Genomic DNA, 17604 nt, shown 5'->3' with positions numbered 1-17604 from the left:
GTTCCCGTTAGAACTAGCTCTCTAGCGGGATTTTTGTATGCCCCAACAAACCACCCAACCCTCATCAGACTACAGAGGGTTCCACAACATCCCCCTCAACTACGGCTGGCTCACCGTAGGCTTCCTCAGCCTCGTCTTTATCATCTGGCTGGGCACCCTCAACAAACGCAGAACTCAAATTCCCGAGGGAATGCCAAACGCCAGAGAAGCCACCCCCAAAGAAATCAAAGAAGGGTCCAACAAAGCCAAACTGATCCGAGCTGAAGGCGACATTGAAAAATCCGCGATCCAACTCAACCCAGAAACAGGCATCACCCTTGGACCCGTCAACCCTGGTGGCCTCGTCTCAGGTAAAAGCGGTGGTGGAAAGACCGCAAACTTTGCCCTTCGCCTGATCGAATCCCTAGCCGAAGATGGGGCCGCAATGGTCATCGGTGACATCAAAGGTGAACTGATGGAGAAAACAGCCGCCTATCTCCACGACCTGGGCTATGACATCCACTTTCTCGCCCCAGGCATCAAAGAAGAATCAAAATACTCCGCAGAAAGGCTCCCCTTCTCCGGTGGCCTCAACCTCCTCGACCTGATCGAGAGTGAAGAAGACCTTGCAGGCACCCTTGAACTGACCCGAGGCATCAACATCAACGCCGTCGAGAACTATGAGCGTAGACATCAATACTTTGGTCCCCAGTCTGACCTTATGCAACAGTCCATGATGCTGGGAGCTAAAAGCAGTGAATATGCCGACATGCTCATGGTCTGGGAACTAATGGGTCTCAACAACATCGCCGAACGCCTAGCCGCAGCCAAAGACAACGACAAAATGGGAAAAGGACTTCCCTACTTTATGACTCACCTGAGTCGAGGACTAAGAACCGTCGCCAACAGCTCCAGCAGTGCCAACCCAGGCCCCACCATTCAATCCACCGCTAGCCAGAACTGGGTGCAATTCCTCGACCCCGAGATTGCTAAATGCATGACCAAGACCACCATTCCCTTAGACCTCACAGGTAAACAAGCCATCTTCTTCCGCATCAACGAAGACCAGCTAGAAGCCACCAAGACCTATTTAGCCGCTGCCCAACATATGCTGATCAAGCGCAACATCAGCTATACCCGCAGACGCCAGAACAATCTCGGCGTGATCATCGAAGAAGCCAGTTTCACCCTCTATCCTGATGCCAAGAAATGGTCAGCCCTCGGACGGCAAAATGGTCTCTTGATGTGGATGATTTATCAGCAAGAAGAACAGATGCAGGAACTCTATGGCGAGAAACGCTGGGAAAGCATCGCCGCTAACCTGCCAACCCGGATCTATATGAACCAAGGATCCTATAAAAGCAATCAAGTCATCGCCAATCGCTTAGGCAAGAAAACCATCATCAGCACCACAGAAAACGAGTCCTTTGGTTCCAACCATTCCAGAAGTCGCAACGACAGCTTTCAGCAAGTGGATTTGATGACCGCAGATCGCCTAGACGCCATGAAGAAACCAGGGCAATGCATCATCGTCGATGCCTCCACCAACGGCCACCCAATCATCTACGAGAAGACCCAGCTTCCCTATGACGAGAACAGTCCCCAAGCCAAGATTCGGAAGCAGTGTGAAGTCGCATGGCGAGAGGATATTCTGCCCAGCTTACAAGAAGAACATCAGAAGCACTTTGGGGATATCAATATCCAAGTGGCAATGGAGAATAGAGCCGCAGCCGCCGAGGATCTACTACCACCAGAAGACTACTATGCCATCGAACAAGAAGCCGCTGAAATTGACGCAGAGGAAGGCACTGATGATACCCAGGCAGATAAAACCACTGATGTAGACGAACAGGAGGATATGAGCGATGCAGCCTAGTCAAGACCAGACCTTAGAGCGGGATGCTGATAAAGGAATGCACCTGGCCCAGGAAGGCGTAGAAAAAGGGGCCAAGCTCACGGCTCAAACCCTGCGAATTCTGAGGGCACAACTCGCTAAATTCAATAATCGTGTGTCCATCAAATTTGAGTCACGGGCTGATGATATCGCCAACGTTAAAGCAGGGATGAAAGGAGGGCTGAAAGGGGCACAGCTCAGGCAAATTGTCAGAGCTGGCAACTCGATCAAGGAAGTGGCAAAGCAAACCCAGTCCCCTGAGAAAGTGAAGCTGTATGAGGACCGGGTAATGTCCAGGGCACAGCATGAGATCAATCGAGACAAGGTAGAACAGCGTCGATCCCAGCAACCGAAGCAGTCTCAGCAGCAGAGTCAAAAGCAATCTCAGTCTCAGGATTTGGGGATGTAGATCTGGAGCTATGAAAGTGGGAGGTGCTGTGATTCAAAAATCTGTACTTACAGGGATAGCAGCTAATTCTTTGCAAGAGGGGAAGTTACGTTTAATATCTTTTTATTGGCGTGTTACACGACACCTATCGTGTAACCATAATTATTCATTCACACAAAGGTTGTGGATTGGTAGATTGCCCCTGTCGCTGATATGGATGGCAATAGTCGTATTCAGATTGCTAAGTTGTCATTCTCATGGAAAATGTTAATGCCTTTAAGCTAGAAGCTGGCTCAAGAGAGACTAGTTCAGAAAGGTTACGAGAATTAGCTCTCCAGAGCGCTGACCTTGCTTACATAGTGGTTCAAAATCCCCAAGCTTCTCCAGAATTGCTAGAAGAGCTTAACAAGCAATATTGTAAGGGTCACTGGGAACAAGGATGGGACTATTATGATCTTGATGAATTTGTTCCGAACCCCAAATATTGTCCTCAAGTTCTGCAAGCAATAACTGCTAACCCAAAAACTCCTTCTTTTGATTTATGGACACTGGGGAAAGACTTTCCGCAAGAGTTAGCTAGCAATAAAGCCTTTGAAGATTTAGAAAAAGAATCTAATATCTCAAGTGATCGCATCTCGACAGTTAATGCTTTATTAACACTAGATCCAGTACCACAATGGGTCTTAAATTGGATTTCAGAGAGCATTATACTCCGAATAGATTTAGCAAGAAATAAAACTACGTCTGTGCACTACCTAGAGACTCTAGCTATGGATGCTGAAGCAGAAGTTCGTTGTCGTGTAGCATCTGCAGTTAATGTACTAAATATGTCCACAAGCTATCTAGAAGCTCTTGCACAAGACTCAAACGTAAAAGTTCGTTGTTCAGTTGCGGGGAATCCAAATATTCCTGCAAAGTGTTTAGAAATCCTTGCTCAAGATATCGAGATAGAAGTCCGTCGTTTGGTTGCGGGAAATTCTAATACTCCTATACACTGCTTAGAAGCTCTGTTCCAGGAAGCTAATGAAGATGAAGCAATCAGGCATAATTTAGCATCTAATAATAATATTTCAGAGGAATTGCTATTCGCGATATATGATAATTTTGCATATGAAAAAAGTGATTTAGGCAAGGTAATTTTAGGCTTATCTAGCAACAGCAGTACGCCTGAAGTTCTATTAGTAATGTTTGCTCATCATCCTGACAAAAAAGTCCGTCGTGGTATAGCGTGCAATCCTGGTGCATCTGATAGTATCAAGCATATTCTATTAAAAGATACTGACCGATCAGTAAGTAAATTAGCTTATATTTCGATTAATAATATTACCAATCCAACTTCACTAAGTCACTTTGCTCATGAAATCTCAGGTTCCTGGTAAATCAGTGAGATCTGTCTCGATAGCCATATACCCTCAAACTAATCCCAATCTCCAAATAACGATTTGCCCCTCCCAGGTCATTCTGCCTATGTTTCATAGGTAAACCTCTCGCGAGGGTTGAAATGTCTACATTCAAAGACCTATACAACACAGCAAAGGAGGCAGAGGATGTCGCCTTTGCCGTGTCACCCGTCCCACTGGGATTTGTCAAAAGTGGGATTCAAAACGTGGGGGTGCCATTAGTTGTAGCTGCTGCGGCCACCCATACCCCCTTTGTTGCGCCCCTAGCAGGCACCGCCATCCAGTGGGGGAGTGATGCCTTTCAGTCTGGTACTCATACCCTGGCCCAACAGGCCATGAGTAACTTTGGGGAATCCGTCATGTCTGGACTCCCAGCCTTTGGCGGGATTCAAACCAGCTTTGATTGGATTTCATCAGAATCTTCTCAGGTGATATTGGCAGGCCAGGATATGGTCACCCATGCCGTGGGATCTGTCGGCACATCTCTGATGCTAGGCCGCACAATGGCTAATTCTGCCGTCGTCGCCTTTCAGGAGATCCGACCCATGACCATTAACGAGGTGATCGCCAACGGTCAACAGGCATTAGAGCGCTCTCAAGAATTTCTCACGAGTGCCGCCAGTCATGTCCGTCAGGTCGGGATACAGGCTGAATTATTTGTAGAACAGGAGTTTGCAAAATTGTCTAACAATGAAGAACAGACCACTAACGTTCAGTCTTCTGAATCTCCAGAACAGTCAACAGTTTCTGCATCAGCCAATCCCCAGGTAGAGGCCAACCCTCAGGCGACTGCTGTTCCTCAAGTCGAATCCAACGGCACACAGCCCCAGATTAACTATCAGCCCTCAGAGAACGGCAATGGTCATTCAGAGCGGGGTACACAGGCCAACATCTTTGAGGCCGCAGTGGAGACGGCTGCTAATGTGGTCAATCCGATTCGTTCAGAATCTTCTGAAGAGGCAGAAGATTATGCATTGGGACTAGTGGATAAGCTAGCCTCAAACAACATGAACGTGGATCGGCTGTATATCAAGATGGATGGCATTGACATCTTTAAAATGAAGAACGGTGCCCCGGATCCGTCCACCTCGATTACCGACTCTCAAAAAGACGCCTTGCAGCAAGCCTTGGAAGACCCCGCAGCCTTTGGGGGGAATCTAGTGATTAAGCAGGGTAATAAAGTCTTGCTGAACATCAAGGAGGGTCGGATACTGCACAATCCGTTGGGTTTAGCCAAGCAATCTCTGGGTGCTGAAATAGAGACGAAGGAACACCTTCAACAGCAGAAGCCAGAGGCCAAACAAGCCACAGTGCCCAATAACCCTGCTGAGGGTCTGTGGTCTAAGTATGGGGCCAATGTTTCACCTGGCTTGAAAGGCGTCAAGCTAGCTGCAGATAACGCCTTAAAAGATGGCCTCAAGCCCAAGGAAGTGCGGGCGATGTTGGGTCAGTCTGCTCACTTCCAAGGTCTGAAAGCAGACAAAGGGGAATCAGTGGCAGAGAAGGTGATTGCCCGTACCGTGAAGACCGCTCAAGCTAGAGTGGCCCAGCAACAGCGACCCCAGCAGAAAGCACAGCAAAAAGAGGAACAGAAGCAGGCCGCAGCGATGGCCCCTAGCCTCTAGTTGAGTTGATACATAAATTAAGTTCCCAAAGCCTCTCGATTAGACAACAGTTGAGAGGTTTTGCAATGAAAAGTATTACTTGAGGGAGTCTTAGGTGCTTTGCTGTGAAGATGTTTATACTTCACCTCCAAAGTTATAGACCAGACCTTAAAATCGAAATTACCCCACACCTTAAGAAAATATTAAATTAAGATGTATAAAGGTCAATGTTTAAGTGCCAAAAATATTAGGTGATTTTACTGTGATGTCTACTCCCCTTCTACGCCAACTTTGGCGAATGATTGAAGAGATTCCTTATCACTCCTTGGGGAAACTTGATGACTCAGGCTTGGTGAGCTGGGTATTGTCTCACCTAGAAAATCGTCAACCCATGAAAACAGATGAACGGGAAGCCGCTGAAGGCTATCTGTATGACCACATGATGTTGATTCGAGATATCGCTGACTCTCAACAACAACATCATTGCCCACTAGCGGGTTGATGCTCTAAAACTGGATCGAGCGGAAGAGCAAGGTACATAGCAACTCATCCAGACAAAATCGCCAACGAATGAAGCCATAGAGACTCAAATACAGCCCTGAAATGAGGCTAGACAGAATTACACAGAGCCCAATCAGCTTGAACAATCGATTCGACGGAGATGGTATTTTCGGCGTCATGAGCTTAAAAGGTAGATTTATCAGCAGCAGGATTTAGCGGATAGGAGATCGATGAACTCGCTATCCATTTCGGACACTCAGCCGTCCTAACTAATTTCTCTAGCTGAGAATTAAGTTAAGAAGTGTAAGGAATAGGGCTATTGCTAATAATCTGAAAGGCTGTGTGTCACCCCCATAGATAGCCAGATGGGTTAATAACAAACCCAAGAGCCGATCTCCTAAAACAAGTCACCATCAGCAGAAATTGACTTTGGTGCAGAAGCTTACAGTAGATATAGATAAATCGAACTATAAAAATATTATAAAGTTTATTGTTAAGAAACTATAAGCAAGTTAATGTAATTGTAATAATTAGGCGTTACCTTTTCCTCTGTAGGAAAAAGTATTTAGCAAGGGAGAAATCCTTGCTGATAAAAACCTCTGGCGAGTTTATAACCACCTATCTAATTTTTCTTTTAGCTAGTCTTTGGATCTTAGATCTGAAGGCTGGCTTGCTATAAATTATGATTCAAACCCTTGAGCCTCAACAGATAGAATTCATCTTTTGCAGCTACCGTAATCGCTCGCCTCACGTTCAGGTGGTGCGAATCACCAATATTCCAAACTGGTACTTTGAACGAGTGGTGTTTCCTCAACAGCATCTAATGTTCAATGCTCCTCAAGCAGCCTCTCTTGAGATCCATACCAGTGAGATAGCTACAGCCATTCAAGGGGACTGCATTCCGTGTAAGCAGTTGACTGTTAAAGCAGCCTAAATTGTCTGAGGAATACTGAATGAATTATTTCCATGTGTTATCAGACTATTTGTGCCACCAATTCGCGTGGTGCAAGGGTAGCCAGTTGCGATATGAGCCTGACGAAAAGACGGTCTATATCCACTGTCATCTTCTGCGTGAACCAGAGATCTTAATGCAAGAAGCTGAGGCGATTGCCCGATTAGATATAGGAATTAAGCGGTTCATCATCACGATACCCAAGGTTATGGATATGGTGGTTGAGTGTCAGCCGAATCAATATAAAGAACGGTTGTAAGCACTCAATCCAACATCTCTCGATAATTGTAGTGAATGTTCTGTGGGGCTATGGGTTTTTTTCAATCAGCTCATATTTTCCCATGATTCTTTTTTTATGTATAAATAAAGTTTTAGGTATCAACAAAAAAGACTCTCTAGTATATGTAGATAATGCTCTCTTAAAGAGCGATAAATGCATGATGCTTTTGGCAATATAGTATCCTAGATATTTTTAATTGAAATCTCTTAGAAGTCCTTCTGAGTTAAGGTTTGATATCCTTGTCATGCATTAGCAAACCATTGCCGTATATGTATAATTACACCTAGAACAACTGGAATAAATATTGTAAATAACATGACTAAAACAGCTGCTAAATCTGCGAAAGCATACCCAATAACTTCTAATAGACTTAAGTTTGACTGAGAAGCAGAGACTGAGAATGCTACAAGATATAGTAGAATCATCCCCATCATTTCTGAAATCCCTAAAATAAAGGAATTAAGCTTTATGAATGAAGCGTTAACGAAAAATATACTCAAGCAGTAGATGAGCACTATACAAAGGAAGAAAATGACTTCAGGTTCTTTTGCTTGATCTGCAAGTAATAAGTCTAATATTGCGCCTGTTCCATAATTTACGAAAAACGGATATGTTATTCCTGTAAAGAATAAAAATAAATACTTTTGTGATTGATTCATATTTACTGATACTTTTTAAAGTACATCTAAGGAACGTGTGTTTTTGGGAAGAAAACAAATTCCCTAGTTTGACAAGCCTCAACTACTACCAAATAAATGGGTTTGAGCATAGCCTGAATATTCTCTCAAAAAGGTAACACGTTCCCGAAGCTTATATAAGAGCTGATTTATAAAGTAAATCTTAAAACGTCTATATCCTTTATCTGATAATAATTAGAGCGACTATAAGTTCGATTAAGCTTATCTTATAGCTCCTTGTTTTTAGGGGAGTTCAGAAACTTAATAAATCAGCTGTTAATCGAGTAAGAATGAATGAATATTTAAATAATATCTCTGCAGCTAAAAAAGACTTTAGTATTGCTGCAAAGCTTTACAAAGAGCAAGGGAATCAGGAAGCATATCAGATCGTGATGAATAGCTTGCAAAAATTCTAAGATTTATAAGTTGCAGTTTTTTTACTAGTTAATGTCAAAAGATTTTTAGAGATTTCATCTCGCTTCTAGTACGATTGGCTTACATCGTAATTAGTTTGCTCACTCTGCAATGGAGTGGGCTTTTCTTTGACAATCTGCAACTTGACCCGATTCTGCACCATCTCAGGCATCCGCTGATTGAAGTTGATCGGCTTATCCGAGTTCATCAAATCCTCATAGATCGGTGAGACTTTGTGAATCGCCAGCAAATACAATCGTTTCTGCTCTGGAGTCGCAGCCCTCATATGATCTGACTCAGAGATAAACCGATGAGCATCATCCAGCTCTGCATACTGCTTGCAGTAGGCGTAAACCTCCAGGTCAACCCGCTCCTTGGGCACCTCCCCTAATCGTTTCTGCACCCTCTTAGAAATGTCATTGTACTGACCTCGATAATGCCGTTTGATTTCAGCCTCTGGGGGAACCGCATTGGCAATCGCAACATTGTAAGCTCGTGGACCCGCCTTCACGATCAGGTCATCCAATCCCTTCCCTAGCTTTGGCTCCCATTGGGCAATCTTACAGACCACCCCCGCAGCCTGCATAAACTCAAGGGTACGGACTAGATCACGTCTGACATTCATAATGCTCGATACCCTCGTGTCCTTGTCAAAAGCAAAGGTGATCTGTCTCCCTGACTTAGCCAATGCCTTGCCATAGTCCGTAAACTCTCTCTGGGGCAATCGATTATCGTATTCATCCTTGGCTCGATACAAAGCCGTGACACCGGGTAATCCCACCGTCAGATGTCCCTGACTCAGGGATGCCCAAGTCTTTTTCAACCCCTCCGTCAGCACAATCGGCAGATTATATTGATCCGCTACAAACCAGACCCCTTTCGCCCGTTCCTCTGGAGTGGGATTGATGGCATTGCGACGATAAATCTTCTCGGCAATCTTATCTGGGATATGAGGCAAGAACACTTGCTGATCCACCCCCTTGGGAGTTTCATACTTATTCTCTTTCCCATCAAAGATTCGAGGTGTCTTGGGTTTTACCTGGCAGTAGAGAGAGGGTTGAGGATTGCCCTCAACAATAGAGAGTAAATCGGTCCCCCCATAGCCAATCCACCCTCCCCCTTCCGCAATGCGGGTATAGGCTCGTTCAGGATCATTGATCCACTTACCCTTGACCTTGTGAGTGCCATTGAGCTTTCGCTTCATCTCTTTGGTCACTTCTTGGCCTGCGCCATACTTGGATTTAGTAAACTCAGCTCCCAGCAAAGCCTCCACTAACACGTTGTCTCGAATTGAAGGCTCAGAACTCCCCGCCTCACTTCTCAGATGCTCTGGGGTTAAGAGACTGGGATGAACACCACTGCCCTTCATCTCCGTCCAGGTATCGGCATCAATCTGCCAAGGCTTCTCTACTCCCGCATAGTCAGGCTTCCAACCTTCCAGGGGATCGAACAAAGTTTCAATGGCATTCTCTTGAGCATTAGACGTGCCCACCCATCCTTTCAGCTTCTCTAGGGATTCTGTAAACACAGAGAGATGCTTGGTTCGATTCCGTGAGATACCCACATAGAATGACTCCTTAGCAGAAGTGGGATTGAGACTGGCAATATAGATCGTCTCTGAATTGGTCCCCCCTTGTGCCCGATAGGTCGTCGTCGCCCAGTCATGATCAATCTGTAGAGCCTTACTCAGATCAAGCTGATGTAGTTGGTCCTTATTGCCTCTAACCGTAGCGATGCCGTCTTGGATATCCGTACATTCCAGATAGGCATTGGTATAAATCCCAGCCTTCTTATTCGTTGAGGTAAACCTGAGTTTATCCCCTACAGCAATATGATTCTTCCTAGCGGTATAGACCTCCGTTCTTTTATGCTGAGCTGGATTGATTTTGAACTTCCTGCCCCCTGGTGACTCCACTCGCAAATGCTGACCTTCCACTGCCAGGACTTTATAGGAGACATGGGTTTGCAGTTGGGTATAGGTACGGTGTTTCTGATGGAGGACGAGTAAATCACCCTTGTTGTAGTTCTCCGCTCTTTTCTTTTGCACCTTCGTGAGATTGCGGTTCTTGAGCTGAGTAAATTCCGTATTCTGGGTTAGGCTTCCTTCTTCAATCAGTTGGCCCCTGAGTTGATCCGTGAAGTCTTCTCTCTCCACATTGGTCCCGATCACCACCAAGGTTTTATCGCGTCGGCTTTGGGGCAATGACATGTAGTGATTGACTGCCCCAGAGATTTTAGTATCTGCATCTTCAACTTCATGGATGTGACCATGCTTCTCTAGGACATTGAGCGCTTCAATGCCATGTCCTTCAGCAATCAGTTTTACTGCCGTTTTCTGGTCTTTGTTCTGCTGGCGAATGATGTCACTGAGTTTATGGACCGTTGCCCCGCTATGCATCAGCATTCGCACGGGTGCCCCTGCGGCAATGGCTCCATTCTGCCCGGTATCTCCTACAGCCCAGACCCGTGCATTCACTTTGGTTGCTTTATTCATCACCATCTCAAAGTCTTCAGAGCCGACCATGCCTGATTCATCGAGAATCCAAAGCTGGTTAGCTTCAGTGGTGGGTTCGGAAACAGCCAGTTGAGCAATGGTTGCCCCTTCAAGATCAAAGGATTCCGCAATGGCATTCTTGGCGTTGTGGGTAGCTGCAAAGACTTTGATCACGGTTTCAGGGGGTAGCTGCTCTCGGGCGATACCCATGGCAGTAGTCTTGCCTGTGCCTGCGAGTCCTTTGAGGATTTGGTATTGATCTGGTGAGCTGAGCAGTCGCTGCATCGCTTCAGACTGACCACTATTGAGGATGGTATGGCTAAAGTCAGCATTGGGGTTGAGGGGTTGAACCCTGTCATTGCCCTGGAGCCAGTTGTCAATAATGCGGATATCCCGATCCACTGCAGTTTGAGTGGTGTATCGTCCGTCCCAGGCATCTAATAGATCGGGGTGGGTATCAATCTCTTGGTTCAATGGTTCTTCATCAAAGCTGCGGAGGTGGGAGAAGACGAATCGCTGAATGTCTTCGTGGCTAAAGGATGACTGACGTTCAGAGAGATGGCCGATTGCAGCATCAAGCAATTCTCTAGGAGTCTCTTGGTTCTGGGGTGTGATCGGGTGATGGGCAGGGGTGATGCCATGGAAGCCCACCGATGCCATTTCATTGCCCCATCGGTCCTGCTTGTCTTCTAGGGTTTGGCTTTTATCCTTCGCCATCCGAGTCTCAAAGACGGCTCTCTGTCGATTCTGAGGGGTCTTGTCCCAGCCCTTCGCTTTTAAGTAGTCATCAATTTCAGTGGAGCGTTTAGAGAACAACTCTCTTTGATCTGTCGTTGTTCCTGCAAGTTCAAAGCCTTCTCTGGTTTCCTCTATCTCATATCCCAAAGCCTGAACCTTGAGGGCCAGCTTTTGATGATAGATATCTCCTAAAATGCCACTCTTACTCAGCAGCTCCTTGTATAAGGCCCGGTGTTCTCCATCAGGGCAGTGAGTTCCATTGAATAAGACCACATGGGTGTGGACATGGGGATCTCCTGCTCGACTCTCATGGTGATTGACCAGGCAGGCTGCAATATTCCCAGTCTTAATGACTTTCCGATCACCACTGACTTGCACCCTCGAAGCGGCATAGCGTTCTTCTGCAATAGCCATAACCTCTTTGACTGCCTCGATGTGAGCTTGCCATAGTCGCTTGTCACCTTCAGGGGCATGGATCTGCATACTCAAAGATTTACCAGGGACAGCGAATGTAAGGTCAAAGCCTAACCGTTCTTTGCCATCTCCTAAGACATCGCCTCGCATCCGCTGACCATTAGGGAGATTGCCATAGAACAATTCAGTGAACCGCTCTGCTGAATAGGGTTCATTGGGTGCCATGTTGCCAAACCATTCTGATTTGGTGATGGCCTGGATTTCTTCATCCTCGCTGTAGTAGCTCTCTTCTTCGGTGTAATATCTCTCGCCGTTTTCAATGCCTGAGTGGATGGTGACGATATCTAGCATTGTTCTATTCCTGAAATGAAGCTCTCAAGTAGAACATAGGCAGATTGCTATGGATAGGCCAAATTCACTAACTCTTTTACGCGAGTGACTAAAATAATTCTGTGACGGATAGCCCTGAGGTTATGCTGGTCGATGCGGGGAAGTGTACTATAGCTTGAAGTCGATGCTCTGCTGCCTGAACCCTGATTGCGAGAAGCCAATTAATCAAGAGACCGATAAGTTCTGCCAGTCTTGCGGAACTGAGCTTATCTCCTTACTTCGCCATCGCTATAAAATAGTTAAACCCTTGGGCCAAGGAGGGTTTGGCAAGACCTATCTGGCAGAAGATACGGACAAACTACAGAGACCTTGTGTTGTTAAACAACTGTTCTATCAAGGCCAAAGTAGCAATGCGAATCAGAAAATAGTACAGCTGTTTATGCGTGAAGCAGAACAGTTAGACCAGCTCAAAGCCAACCAACAAATCCCTGATTTACTGGCCTATTTTGAGGAAGACGGATTTCTCTATCTAGTTCAGGAATATATAGATGGACAAGATCTTCTGAAGGAATTGCAGCAAGAGGGACCACTTAGTGAGGCAAAAATTGAAGCTCTTCTCCTAGATTTATTACCCGTGTTGGCTTTTATCCATGAAAAAGGTGTAGTTCACCGAGATTTGAAGCCTGAGAACATCATGCGGCGAAAAAAAGATGGTCGATTGATGCTGATTGACTTTGGAGTGGCTCGTCAAATATCGATGAGTCAGCTAACCGTCACCGGAACCAAAGTAGGCTCTCCTGGCTATTTTTCAGTGGAGCAGTTTGCGGAAGGGAAGGCCACGGGGTCTAGTGATTTATATAGTATTGGAGCAACATCGTTTCATCTGCTGACAGGTCAATATCCGGGTGAACTATGGACAATGCAGGGATATGGCTGGGTAAATAATTGGCAAGAACATTTGCCTCATGCCATTGATTCTAAATTGTCTGCAATTATCAATAAATTGCTCCAAATCAAGGCAGAAGATCGTTATCAAACTGCGAATGAAGTTCTATCAGATCTAGCGAAGAATCCAGACCCAGAGACAGATTCTGCGGAAAATCTACGGCAGTATGAAGCAGAGCTTAGAAGAGCAATACGATCCGTCTACCCACTGGATGACTATGTGCGAGAAGGCCTTAAGCAATTACAACAGTCTTTGGGATTGCTGGATGCAGAGGTGGCTCGGATTGAGCAGCCTATTTTGAAACAAGCTGAAGCAAATAGACAAGAACAGCTTAAACAGCAATTAGAAGCCCAGCGACAAACCGAAGCTCGACAACAAGAACAGCTCAGACAAGAAGCTGAGACCCAGCGACAGGAGCAACTTAAACAGCAAGCGTTAGTACGAAAACAAGCCCAACAAACACCAACCCCTTCTCCCTTAAGTCCTGTTCTTCAAAAGAAGAATCGTCGTCAATTTTTGACCCTCGCCGCATTTGGAAGCGTAGGCTTAGGTAGTGTCTTGGTATGGGAGATTATTAAAAATTCTCAACGTGATTTAACCACCTCTGAGTCTCCTTCACTGGATTTAGGACCGCTTTCAGAAAGCCCATCCCCTGATCCTTCGCCGTCATCTGAGTCTGCATCGAGCTTAAAAAGCTTTGAGTATGAAGTGGTAAGTGTTGATGAGACAGGGGCCATTAGTAATCGCAGTCAGAAACAAGCTCAGTTTTTTGCGGAGGAGCTAGACAGCAGCACGACCTTAGAAATGGTGAAGATACCAGGAGGCACCTTCACTATGGGTTCATTAGAGGGCAAACCCGAAAGGGATGATGATGAAGGTCCACAGCATGAAGTGACCCTTTCCCTACTGTATCTGGGTAAGTATCCAGTTACCCAAGCTCAATGGGAGGCGATCATGGGGTCCAACCCCTCTAAGTTCAAAGGGGCTAATCGTCCTGTAGAGAAAGTGTCATGGAATGATGCGGTGGAATTTTGCCAGAAGCTTTCTCAAAAACACGGAAAAGATTATCGCCTTCCTAGCGAAGCAGAATGGGAATATGCCTGTCGAGGGGAAACGACCACACCATTTTATTTTGGTGAAACAATTACTACAGACGTGGCAAACTACAGAGGTACTGACTTCGATTTTCTGGGAAAAACTATACCAGGTAATTACGCTTCTGGTCCCAAGGGAGAATATAGAGAGCAGACGACTGATGTAGGCAGCTTTCCTCCCAATACCTTTGGTCTGTATGACATGCATGGGACTATCTGGGAATGGTGTCAGGACACTTGGCATGACAACTATACCGGAGCACCCACTGATGGAAGTGCTTGGGTAGATGATAAGGAGGCTAGGCGTATTACACGCGGTGGCTCTTGGATCGAACCTCCGGGGCACTGTCGCTCTGCGAGTCGCGGCGGGTATCTTCCCAGTCACCGCATTAACTTCGTCGGTTTTCGGGTGGCCTTGTTAGCTCCGAGGATTCTTCAGTAGCCCTTTACCCTTCTTGCTATAACTATCATTCTTTACACAGGAAAGTTCAAGATCTTTTGAACATCCTCCCAACACAATTTTCTGATTAATCAAGCTTGGATATGCTTGTTACCACATATCTTCTGGAGCAGGTTGGTTTGACGATGGTTCTGGAGAAGTGGGGGAACTTGCCGAGACAACAGGGCTTGACTTCAAAAAATCACCCATATTCACATAAACCCGTTCCAATGTTTCATTAAGTGGATCACTTGTGGCCCTCACTCGTAAATCCATCAACTTTTTAAGTGTTCGCCCTGGGTTACTCCCTGACCTAAGAGTGAATAAAATGCCAGTACATTTTGCACCTTCCGCAGGAGCAACACAGACAACATTTTGTCTTGTCTTCTTATCTCTTGCAGTAGTTAGATAATCTAGAGTACCTTCTCGGTAATATTGTTCAAATAGCCTGGATACTTTTTGACAACGGACTTCTGGGGTCCAGCCAGATTTTTCAAAATCTTTTGATTTCCAGTGGATCACTGGCACAAGACCTCGCTTGGTTTTAGCCAGAGTTGTAGGAAGACCTTTGTTTTGGCCGCAGCTAAATCGAGCTTCATCCGCTTGGGCGGGCTGGCTACTCATGAACAGGGCTGTACTAGTTACGATAGACAACGCAAACATGGATTTGATCTGATGGTGTTTCATAGGTCAATCAAACTTTCCTTTGTCTACAGAGGTGCCATCTAGTACTTAATCAGTACCATGACTGGGATAGATTGATCTAGATCACAGCTCACATTCAAAAACTTTGTAACAGTTCCATCGCTTTTTGATAGAATTCTGGGTTATTCTGCTGTTGAAAAAGCCGTGCCGCAGTTTTTAAATCTTGTTTGGCTTGAGGTTTGTTTCCCATTCGGTTATGGGTAATCCCTCTGTTAACATAAGCTGCTGCATATTCGGGATTGATTTGGATTACCCGAGAATAGTCTTTGAAGGCTAACTCATTTTGCTTCAGGATAAGGTAGATCACACCTCGGTTATTGTAGGCATTTGCATATTCAGGATTGAGTTGGATGGCCCGAGAATAGTCCTTGAGGGCCAAATTGTACTGATTTAAGGCTTTATAGGTAATCCCTCTGTTGACGTAAGCTTCTGAATATTCGGGATTGATTTGGATCGCTTGAGAATAATCTTTAAGGGCCAAATTATACTGCTTCAATTCCTCATAGGCATTCCCTCGGTTGTAGTAATATCTTTCATATTCAGGATTGAGTTGGATGGCCCGAGAATAGTCTTTGAGAGCCAACTCATTTTGCTTCAGAGCATAGTATCTATTCCCCCGATTGAAGTAGGCTGCTGCGTATTCAGGATTGAGTTGGATCGCCCGATTAAGGTCTTTAAAAGCCTGATTGTACTGCTCCAGTTCATTGAATATCTTCCCCCGGTTGTTGTAGGCGATTGCAGATTCGGGATTGAGTTGGATGGCCCGAGAATAGTCTCTGAGGGCTAGATCGTTCTGCTTTAGGTCATAGTAGATATTCCCTCGGCTAATATAAGCTCCTATATATTCGGGATTGAGTTGGATGGCCCGAGAATAGTCCTTGAGAGCCAACTCATTCTGCTTCAGAGTGTTGTAGATATTCCCTCGGTTAGCGTAGGCTTCTACATATTCGGGATTGAGTTGGATGGCCCGAGAATAGTCTTTGAAAGCCAACTCATTTTGCTTCAGGTTTGTGTAAATAATTCCCCGATTATTGTAGGCTGCTGAATATTCGGGATTGATTTGGATCGCTTGAGAATAATCTTTAAGGGCCAAATTGTACTGATTTAACTCATCGTAGGCATTTCCCCGGTTGAAGTGGGCTGCTGCATCCTTGGGGTCAATAGCAATGGCCTGCCCGAAATCTTTAATAGCCTCTTTGTAATTACCCTTTCTATACTTGCCTACTCCTTGTAATAACCAATCATCTTTCGTTAATGTAGTTCCTGTTGATTCAGTTGCCCTACCTACAAATCCTAGATTGGGGCTAACATTTGCTGCTAAGTTCAAAAATGTATTGATAGGGATGCCTAGATTAAACCCCGTTTTCTGATATACCGTTTCTGTTTTTTGAACGCTTTGTTCAGCATCGGCACGACCATGAATAGCAATGAGTTTGCCCTCACTGTTTAGAACTGCTCCCCCACTCATCCCAGGTAGTGTGTCATTGCTATATATCAATGCATAGCCATCTGCCAACAGACGTTTGGAGTTAGCCGTTACTTTTCCCTCTGAGAAATTCCACACAGATTCTGTAATAGCTGCTGTCGGCAATGGAAATCCAGAGACATAGATTGATGCTCCAGCTTTAACTGCTGTAGAGTCTCCGATATCAGCAACTTTATAAGTTTTTGGACTTGTAAACTCAACTAGAGCCAAATCGACATTGGGCAACTTCTTGACTTTGCTGTAATCCAACTCATGGAACTGGCCATCAGGCGTGACCACATCATATCCATCCTCGGTCGCTACGACATGGGCTGCTGTGAGGACTGTATAGACCTTGCCCTGACGCTTAATAATCACTCCTGAACCAGAGTTCTGACCATCAATCCGAACCGTCACTGCTTCGGCAATTGTGCCTACTTCAGTAGCACTCAATGCTTGGGCTGATTGAAAAGGTGTAGCCACTATTGCCGCTACACCCAAGACTATTGGTGTCAGAAAATAGGGTGATTTCATCAAAATTGTTTTCAACAGTATAAAAACCTGGAATTTATTGTAGCTCTTTGCCACAGTCGAAAAAAAGCTGTCAGGAGTTTCTGGTTGGGAATAGATGAAAAAATCTTGTAGCACAAAAGTTTCAGTCGCACTACAACTCTGTAGTGTAAAAGTTTCAAACGTGTGACAAAAAAACTGCAAAAACCCCATTTACCCTCAAAGTTGGTCCAAACCCATGTAGTGGTGGTTAGGTGTATGCCCCACACGTCTCCCCACAGAAGCCTCCAAAAGCCCTCTTGAACCCGCTCCCCGTATAGGTTTCTTGCAGATTGGGTACCAGCAGGGTACCACAGAGGGTCCAACAGGGTACCAGCAGG

General features: G+C 45.4%; 12 protein-coding genes. 8 read left to right on the top strand and 4 right to left on the bottom strand.

Annotation, left to right across the window (positions count from 1 at the left end; all coding sequences use genetic code 11):
- The first annotated feature begins 37 nt into the window (after positions 1-37).
- The 7 genes from I1H34_RS30990 to I1H34_RS30960 all read left to right on the top strand — a co-directional run bounded on the left by I1H34_RS30990 (position 38) and on the right by I1H34_RS30960 (position 6977).
- Positions 38-1855, top strand: coding sequence for a type IV secretory system conjugative DNA transfer family protein (locus tag I1H34_RS30990; RefSeq protein ID WP_212667147.1), 1818 nt, complete (start codon positions 38-40; stop codon positions 1853-1855).
- Positions 1845-2282: a hypothetical protein gene (locus I1H34_RS30985; protein WP_212667146.1), complete on the top strand. Its 438-nt coding sequence runs from the start codon at positions 1845-1847 to the stop codon at positions 2280-2282. Before I1H34_RS30990 ends, I1H34_RS30985 begins: the two co-directional genes overlap by 11 nt.
- A 236-nt stretch (positions 2283-2518) precedes the next feature.
- Positions 2519-3640: a hypothetical protein gene (locus I1H34_RS30980; RefSeq protein WP_212667145.1), complete on the top strand. Its 1122-nt coding sequence runs from the start codon at positions 2519-2521 to the stop codon at positions 3638-3640.
- A gap of 122 nt (positions 3641-3762) precedes the next feature.
- Positions 3763-5286 (top strand): hypothetical protein, encoded by a 1524-nt coding sequence (locus I1H34_RS30975; RefSeq protein WP_212667144.1) that lies wholly within the window; start codon positions 3763-3765, stop codon positions 5284-5286.
- A 244-nt stretch (positions 5287-5530) separates the two neighbouring features.
- Positions 5531-5767, top strand: coding sequence for a hypothetical protein (locus I1H34_RS30970; RefSeq protein WP_212667143.1), 237 nt, complete (start codon positions 5531-5533; stop codon positions 5765-5767).
- A 681-nt stretch (positions 5768-6448) separates the two neighbouring features.
- Positions 6449-6700, top strand: a complete 252-nt coding sequence (locus I1H34_RS30965) for a DUF1830 domain-containing protein (RefSeq protein ID WP_212667142.1) — start codon at positions 6449-6451, stop codon at positions 6698-6700.
- Positions 6701-6719: 19 nt separating this feature from the next.
- Positions 6720-6977, top strand: a complete 258-nt coding sequence (locus tag I1H34_RS30960) for a hypothetical protein (RefSeq protein WP_212667141.1) — start codon at positions 6720-6722, stop codon at positions 6975-6977.
- Positions 6978-7240: 263 nt separating this feature from the next.
- Here I1H34_RS30960 and I1H34_RS30955 read toward each other — a convergent pair whose 3' ends face one another.
- Positions 7241-7657 (bottom strand): hypothetical protein, encoded by a 417-nt coding sequence (locus tag I1H34_RS30955; RefSeq protein ID WP_212667140.1) that lies wholly within the window; start codon positions 7655-7657, stop codon positions 7241-7243.
- Between the two features lie 499 nt (positions 7658-8156).
- Positions 8157-12086: a MobF family relaxase gene (gene mobF / locus I1H34_RS30950; protein ID WP_212667139.1), complete on the bottom strand. Its 3930-nt coding sequence runs from the start codon at positions 12084-12086 to the stop codon at positions 8157-8159.
- A gap of 163 nt (positions 12087-12249) precedes the next feature.
- Between mobF and I1H34_RS32620 the strand changes: the two genes are divergently transcribed.
- Positions 12250-14547, top strand: coding sequence for a bifunctional serine/threonine-protein kinase/formylglycine-generating enzyme family protein (locus I1H34_RS32620; protein WP_249370337.1), 2298 nt, complete (start codon positions 12250-12252; stop codon positions 14545-14547).
- Between the two features lie 108 nt (positions 14548-14655).
- Here I1H34_RS32620 and I1H34_RS30940 read toward each other — a convergent pair whose 3' ends face one another.
- Positions 14656-15231: a COP23 domain-containing protein gene (locus I1H34_RS30940; protein WP_212667138.1), complete on the bottom strand. Its 576-nt coding sequence runs from the start codon at positions 15229-15231 to the stop codon at positions 14656-14658.
- Positions 15232-15325: 94 nt separating this feature from the next.
- Positions 15326-17248, bottom strand: coding sequence for a tetratricopeptide repeat-containing S1 family peptidase (locus I1H34_RS30935; protein ID WP_212667137.1), 1923 nt, complete (start codon positions 17246-17248; stop codon positions 15326-15328).
- Between the last annotated feature and the right edge of the window lie 356 nt (positions 17249-17604).

It is taken from the genome of Acaryochloris marina S15, from assembly GCF_018336915.1.
Lineage (GTDB): Bacteria > Cyanobacteriota > Cyanobacteriia > Thermosynechococcales > Thermosynechococcaceae > Acaryochloris > Acaryochloris marina_A.
This window is presented reverse-complemented; position numbering and strand designations above follow the sequence as displayed.

Coding starts and splice junctions, on each gene's coding strand:
- mobF (WP_212667139.1), bottom strand. CDS start 12,086: ATGCTAGATATCGTCACCATCCACTCAGGCATTGAAAACGGCGAGAGA.
- I1H34_RS30965 (WP_212667142.1), top strand. CDS start 6,449: ATGATTCAAACCCTTGAGCCTCAACAGATAGAATTCATCTTTTGCAGC.
- I1H34_RS30990 (WP_212667147.1), top strand. CDS start 38: ATGCCCCAACAAACCACCCAACCCTCATCAGACTACAGAGGGTTCCAC.
- I1H34_RS30940 (WP_212667138.1), bottom strand. CDS start 15,231: ATGAAACACCATCAGATCAAATCCATGTTTGCGTTGTCTATCGTAACT.
- I1H34_RS30935 (WP_212667137.1), bottom strand. CDS start 17,248: ATGAAATCACCCTATTTTCTGACACCAATAGTCTTGGGTGTAGCGGCA.
- I1H34_RS30985 (WP_212667146.1), top strand. CDS start 1,845: ATGCAGCCTAGTCAAGACCAGACCTTAGAGCGGGATGCTGATAAAGGA.
- I1H34_RS30980 (WP_212667145.1), top strand. CDS start 2,519: ATGGAAAATGTTAATGCCTTTAAGCTAGAAGCTGGCTCAAGAGAGACT.
- I1H34_RS30975 (WP_212667144.1), top strand. CDS start 3,763: ATGTCTACATTCAAAGACCTATACAACACAGCAAAGGAGGCAGAGGAT.
- I1H34_RS30955 (WP_212667140.1), bottom strand. CDS start 7,657: ATGAATCAATCACAAAAGTATTTATTTTTATTCTTTACAGGAATAACA.
- I1H34_RS30960 (WP_212667141.1), top strand. CDS start 6,720: ATGAATTATTTCCATGTGTTATCAGACTATTTGTGCCACCAATTCGCG.
- I1H34_RS30970 (WP_212667143.1), top strand. CDS start 5,531: ATGTCTACTCCCCTTCTACGCCAACTTTGGCGAATGATTGAAGAGATT.
- I1H34_RS32620 (WP_249370337.1), top strand. CDS start 12,250: ATGCTCTGCTGCCTGAACCCTGATTGCGAGAAGCCAATTAATCAAGAG.